General features: G+C 49.4%; 1 rRNA gene. It reads left to right on the plus strand.

Going from position 1 to position 255, the window contains the following annotated elements:
• Window positions 1-255: ribosomal RNA gene (locus ACJQQZ_RS12610) — 23S ribosomal RNA — on the plus strand; the annotation flags it as partial.

The raw sequence follows: 255 nt of genomic DNA on the forward strand, positions 1-255 counted from the left end.
CCCCGGAAGGGGAGTGAAAGAGAACTTGAAACCGTGTGCTTACAAGTAGTCAGAGCCCGTTAATGGGTGATGGCGTGCCTTTTGTAGAATGAACCGGCGAGTTACGATTTGATGCAAGGTTAAGCAGTTAATGTGGAGCCGTAGCGAAAGCGAGTCTGAATAGGGCGTTTAGTATTTGGTCGTAGACCCGAAACCAGGTGATCTACCCTTGGTCAGGTTGAAGTTCAGGTAACACTGAATGGAGGACCGAACCGA

Origin of the sequence: Staphylococcus sp. KUGN1 (genome assembly GCF_045984185.1) — a bacterium.
In the GTDB taxonomy this organism is placed as follows: Bacteria; Bacillota; Bacilli; order Staphylococcales; family Staphylococcaceae; genus Staphylococcus; species Staphylococcus warneri_A.